Source organism: Cellulomonas sp. P5_C6, assembly GCF_054049635.1.
Genome location: NZ_JBFULZ010000237.1, coordinates 1 through 5,670, shown reverse-complemented (window position 1 = coordinate 5,670; position 5,670 = coordinate 1). Strand labels below are relative to the sequence as shown.

3 protein-coding genes and 2 pseudogenes are annotated in these 5,670 nt (G+C 73.5%); 4 read left to right on the top strand and 1 reads right to left on the bottom strand.

Features of this window, described 5'->3' with window-relative positions:
- Positions 1 to 276 (bottom strand): annotated as a pseudogene (locus tag ACXJKG_RS18925) (transglycosylase); the annotation flags it as partial.
- A gap of 470 nt (positions 277 to 746) precedes the next feature.
- On the opposite strand from ACXJKG_RS18925, the gene ACXJKG_RS18920 reads away from it, so the two are divergent.
- From ACXJKG_RS18920 to ACXJKG_RS18905, 4 genes and pseudogenes are all read left to right on the top strand, one after another.
- Positions 747 to 2,246 carry a cytochrome ubiquinol oxidase subunit I gene (locus ACXJKG_RS18920; RefSeq protein WP_456847282.1) on the top strand — a complete coding sequence of 500 codons (1,500 nt, stop codon included), beginning with the start codon at positions 747 to 749 and terminating at the stop codon, positions 2,244 to 2,246.
- Positions 2,247 to 2,263: 17 nt separating this feature from the next.
- A complete protein-coding gene (cydB, locus tag ACXJKG_RS18915) occupies positions 2,264 to 3,331 on the top strand; it encodes a cytochrome d ubiquinol oxidase subunit II (protein WP_456847281.1) in 1,068 nt (355 codons plus the stop codon).
- Positions 3,328 to 4,956, top strand: a complete 1,629-nt coding sequence (gene cydD, locus ACXJKG_RS18910) for a thiol reductant ABC exporter subunit CydD (RefSeq protein ID WP_456847280.1) — start codon at positions 3,328 to 3,330, stop codon at positions 4,954 to 4,956. The genes cydB and cydD overlap by 4 nt, the downstream gene beginning before the upstream one ends.
- Positions 4,953 to 5,670, top strand: a pseudogene (locus tag ACXJKG_RS18905) (thiol reductant ABC exporter subunit CydC); the annotation flags it as partial. The gene cydD and the pseudogene ACXJKG_RS18905, both read left to right, overlap by 4 nt.

Below are 5,670 nucleotides of genomic sequence, written 5' to 3'. Positions count from 1 at the left end.
GGCGGGGACCGGGACCACGGTGCGGGTGACGCGCCGCGACTTCTTCACCGGCGCGGCGGGCTGCTCGGCGGGCTGCTCGACCGGAGCCGGCGCGTCCACGGCCGGGGCCGCGGGCTGCTCGGTCACGGCCGGCAGGGTGACGACGGCGTCGGCCGTGGCGTCGGTGCTGGGCGCGGCGGTGACGCGGGTCGCTCGGCGGCGGCGCGGCGCTGCGGGCGGTGCCYCACCCCCGGCGGTCGTCGTCACGTCTGTGGTGGGGGTGTTCTCGTCGGTCACGCGAAGTGCTCCTGGGTACCGAGCATCGCCACTCCACACCCGGCGGTACTCGGTCGGTCGGTCGTCGCTCGCGTGCTGCGCGGCGACGGAAAGTCGGCGGTCGTGGCTGCTGCACCCGGTCGGCGCCATCGCCTGCGAGGCCGGAGCCGGCGGTCCCGATCGGGGACCAGCGGGCGGCAGAGCGGCGGCTGGCGCGCACGACATGCTGGTGCTGCGAGCTCAAGGGTCCTCAGGCGGTGTGGTCGCCTGGAGAGCCGCGGCCAGTATCGCACAGGGCATCCCGGACGGCGTCCGGCACGCCTGAGCCGCGCACGATGCGTCTGTGGGCTGTTGGGACCTTGGTCCCAGGGGCAGACTGGACCCGGTCCTAGCGTTTTCCCAGGTCCGCAGGTCAGGGCTGGTTCCAGCCGGGACCGGCGTGGTCGGCGCGGACCCGACCCGACGTACCGGCTCGCACCCCGGAGGGGCCCGTGGACACGCTCGACGTAGCGCGTTGGCAGTTCGGCATCACCACCGTCTACCACTTCATCTTCGTGCCGCTCACGATCGGCCTGGCGCCGATGGTCGCGATCATGCAGACGATCTGGGTCCGCACGGGCAACGAGCGGTGGCTGCGGCTGACCAAGTTCTTCGGCAAGCTGCTGCTGATCAACTTCGCCATCGGCGTGGCCACCGGCATCGTGCAGGAGTTCCAGTTCGGCATGGCCTGGAGCGAGTACTCGCGGTTCGTCGGCGACGTGTTCGGGGCGCCGCTGGCCATGGAGGCGCTCGCCGCGTTCTTCGTCGAGTCGACGTTCCTCGGCCTGTGGATCTTCGGCTGGGACAAGCTGCCGAAGAAGATCCACCTCGCGTGCATCTGGGCGGTCGCCATCGCGACCAACCTCTCGGCCTACTTCATCCTCGCGGCGAACTCGTGGATGCAGCACCCCGTGGGCGCCACGTTCAACGCGGAGCGCGGCCGCGCCGAGATGACTGACATCGGCGCCGTGCTGTCGAACTCGACCCTCCTGGCGGCCTTCCCGCACACGATCTCCGCCGCGTTCCTCACGGCCGGGACGTTCGTCGCCGGGATCGCGGCCTGGTGGATGGTGCGCCTCGTGCGTGCGGGCCAGGCCGACAAGGCGCGCGACGTCTACCGCCCCGCCATCGTCCTCGGGGTGATCGTCATGCTCGTCTCGGGCGTCGGCGTCGCCCTGAGCGGCGACCAACAGGCCAAGCTCATGTTCCAGCAGCAGCCGACGAAGATGGCCGCGGCCGAGGCGCTGTGCAGCACGACGTCCGGCGTGCCGTTCTCGCTGCTCGCGGTCGGCCCGCTGGGTACGGGTGCCGACTGCGACAAGGTCACGCACCTCCTCGAGATCCCCGGCATGCTCTCGTTCCTGGCGACCGGCGACTTCTCCTCGACGCTGCAGGGCACCGACGAGCTCCAGCAGGCGTACGAGCAGAAGTACGGGTACACCGAGGCGAACGGGGAGCCCATCAGCTACATCCCGAACCTCGCCATCACGTACTGGGGCTTCCGCCTGATGATCGGCTTCGCGCTCGGGTCCGCCGCGCTGGCACTGGTGGCCCTGTGGGTGACCCGCAAGGGCCGGGTGAACGGGAACGTCTGGTTCGGCCGGCTCGGCATCGTCGCCCTGGTCACGCCGTTCCTCGCGTCGTCGTTCGGCTGGATCTTCACCGAGATGGGCCGCCAGCCCTGGGTGGTCGCGCCGAACCCCAACCCTGGCGGCGTCGACGGCGTGTGGCTGCTCACCGCCCGCGGCGTCTCGACCGTGACCAGCGCCGGGACGATCCTCACGTCGCTGATCGCGTTCACGCTGCTCTACGGGATCCTCGCCGTGTTCTGGTACCGGCTCATGCACCGGTACACGATCGAGGGCGTCGCCGACAGCGAGCGCGACCCCAGCCCGGACAACCCCGACAACGACCCGGACAGCGCTGACCGTCCGCTGTCGTTCGCGTACTGAGAGAGGGGCTGACGACCATGGAGCTCACGACCGTCTGGTTCCTGCTCATCGCGGTCCTGTGGACCGGCTACCTGGTGCTCGAGGGGTTCGACTTCGGCGTCGGGATGCTGCTGGGGCTGCTGTCCCGCGGCGACCGGGCAGCCAAGGACCGGGACCGCCGCGTCATGATCAACACGATCGGCCCGGTGTGGGACGGCAACGAGGTCTGGCTGCTCACGGCGGGCGGTGCCACGTTCGCCGCGTTCCCGGAGTGGTACGCCACGATGTTCTCCGGGTTCTACCTGCCGCTCCTGCTCATCCTGCTCGCGCTCATCGTGCGCGTCGTCTCGTTCGAGTGGCGCGGCAAGATCGACGACGACCGCTGGCGGGCCCTCGCGGACCGCTGCCTGATCGTCGGGTCGTGGGTCCCCGCGGTGCTGTGGGGCGTCGCGTTCGCCAACCTCGTGCGTGGCGTGGAGCTGGACGCCTCCCACCAGTACGTCGGGGGCTTCTGGGCGCTGCTCAACCCGTTCGCGCTGCTCGGCGGCGCGACGACCGCGCTGATCTTCCTCACGCACGGCGCCGTGTTCCTGGCGCTGAAGTCCGACGGTGACATCCGGGCGCGGGCCGGCGCGTTCGCCGCGCGCTCGTCGGTGGTCACTCTCGTCGTCGCCGGCGTGTGGGCCGTCTGGACCCAGGTCTCCTACTCCGTGCCGTGGACGTGGGCGGCCGTCGTGGTGGCAGCTGGTGCGCTGATCGTCCTGGTCGTCGCCGCGCAGCGCCGCAAGGAGGGGCTGGCGTTCCTCGCGTCGGCCGTCGCCATCGTCGGCGCGGTCGTGCTGATCTTCGGGTCGATGTACCCGGACGTCATGCCGGCGTTCGACCCGGCCAACTCCCTGACCGTCACCAACGCGTCGTCGACGCACTACACGCTCACCGTGATGACGTGGGTGGCCGTGGTGCTGACACCGCTGGTGCTGCTGTACCAGGGCTGGACGTACTGGGTGTTCCGCCGGCGGATCTCGGTGCAGCAGATCCCCGACCACACCGGCCTGACGTTCGACAAGGTGCCCGTGCTGAACAAGCCGTCGTCCGCCGACCAGTGAGACCGCTCGACCCGCGACTCCTCCGGCACGCCAGGGCCGCTCGCGGGTACGTCACGCTCACCGCCGGGCTCGGGGTGCTCACCGCCGCGCTGGTGGTGAGCCAGGCGCTGCTGCTGGCGCACGCGCTGGGTGACGCGGTGACCGACGGCGCCACGCTCGCGGACGTCGGCCCGCTGATCGCCTGGCTGGCGGTCGTGGTCGTCGCGCGCGCGCTGGTCACCGCCGTGCAGGAGCGGTTCGCCCACCGGGCGGCCACCCGCGCGGTCGGTGAGCTGCGCGAGGCGGTGGTGACGCACGCCGTCGCGCTGGGTCCGCGGTGGCTGGCGTCGGGCGAGGGCCCGGCCGTGGTCACGCTGGCCACGCGCGGGCTGGACGCCCTCGAGCCGTACTTCGTGCGGTACCTGCCGCAGCTCGTGCTGGCGGCGACCGTGACGCCGGGGGTGCTGCTGGTCGTGCTCGGCCTCGACCCGGTGTCCGCGGTGATCCTGGTCGTCGTCCTGCCGCTGGTGCCGATCTTCATGGTGCTGGTGGGCCGCTTGGCCCAGGGCCGCTCGGAGCAGGGGCTGGACAGCATGCAGCGGCTCGGCGCCCAGGTGCTCGACCTGCTGGCCGGCCTGCCCACGCTGCGCGCCCACGGCCGGGAGCGGGGACCCGGGGCCCGGGTCAGGGCGCTCGGCGACGCGCACCGCGTGGCCACCATGGCGACCCTGCGGATCGCGTTCCTGTCGGGCATGGTGCTCGAGCTGCTCACCACGCTCTCCGTGGCCCTGGTCGCGGTCGGCATCGGGCTCCGGCTCGTCGCGGGCGACCTCGACCTGGTCACCGGCATCGCGGTCCTCGTCCTGGCGCCCGAGGTGTTCCTGCCGCTGCGGCAGGTGGGGACCCAGTTCCACGCCGCGGCCGACGGCGTCGCTGCGGCGGGTCGCGCGTTCGAGGTGCTCGAGACGCCGGTGCCCTCGACCGGGACGCGGCCCGCGCCGGACCTGCGGACGGCCACGGTGCGCCTGGACGGCGTCGGGGTGCGCGGCACGCCGCACGACCTGGACCTGGTCCTGCGGCCGGGCACCGTCGTCGCGCTCACGGGTCCCAGCGGCATCGGCAAGACGACCGCGCTCGAGGTCGTGCTCGGCCTGCTGCGCCCGGACGCCGGGCACGCCACGATCGACGGCGTCGACCTCGCGGACCTCGAGCCCGGCACGCTCTGGTCGCAGGTCTCGTGGCTCCCCCAGCGCCCGGTGCTCGAGCCGGGGACGGTCGCCGAGCTGGTCGGGGGCGACGACGCGGCGCGCGCCGCGGCGGCCGCCCTGACCGGCCTCGACGAGGTGCTCGACGGCCTCCCGGACGGCTGGGCCACCGCGCTCGGCCGCGGCGGAGAGGGCCTCAGCCTGGGTCAGCGGCAGCGGGTCGCGCTCACCCGCACCCTGCTCACGGACACCCCGCTGGTGATCCTGGACGAGCCGACGGCCCACCTCGACGCGGCCGGCGAGCAGGTCGTCCTCGACACCGTCCGCGCCCTGCGGGCCGCCGGGCGCACCGTGCTGCTCGTCGCGCACCGGCCGTCGCTGGTCGCGGCCGCCGACGACGTCGTGCTGGTCCGCGCCGCCGTCGCCGAGGTCGCCGCATGACCGGGCCCCTGCACCGGGCGGTCCGCCTGCTCGACATCGACCCCCGCCGGTTCGCGCTCGCGGTCCTGCTGGGGACCCTGGCGCTCGGCTGCGGGGTCGCGCTGGCCGCCGTGTCCGCGTGGCTCATCGCCCGCGCCTCCCAGATGCCGCCCGTGCTGCAGCTGTCCGTCGCGACGGTCGCGGTGCGCGCGTTCGGCATCGGCCGCGGCGTCCTGCGGTACATCGAGCGGCTGGTGTCCCACGACGTCGCGCTGCGGGGCATGACGCAGCTGCGCTCGACCCTCTACGAGCGCCTCGCCGTCGCGCGGCCCGACACGCTCCTGCGGCTGCGCCGCGGTGACCTGCTCGCTCGCGTCGGGGCCGACGTGGACACGGTCGGCGACGTCGTGGTCCGCGGCCTGCTGCCGGCCGGCGTCGCTCTCGTGCTCGGGGTGCTCACCTCCCTGGCGATGTGCGCGTTCTGGCCCCCCGCCGGGCTCGCGCTCGCCGTCTGCCTCGTGCTCGCCGGCGTCGTCGCACCCGCGCTCGCGGCCCGGGCCGCGCGCACCACGGAGGAGCGCGCGCTGCAGAGCCGGTCCGACATGGCGGCGACCGCGCTGGGCCTGCTCGACGACGCGGGCCCGCTGCTCGTCGGCGGGCGTGCCGACGACGAGCTGACCGCCCTGCGGGACTCGGACCGTCGCCTGGCCGCCGCGACCGACGCGGGCGCCGGAC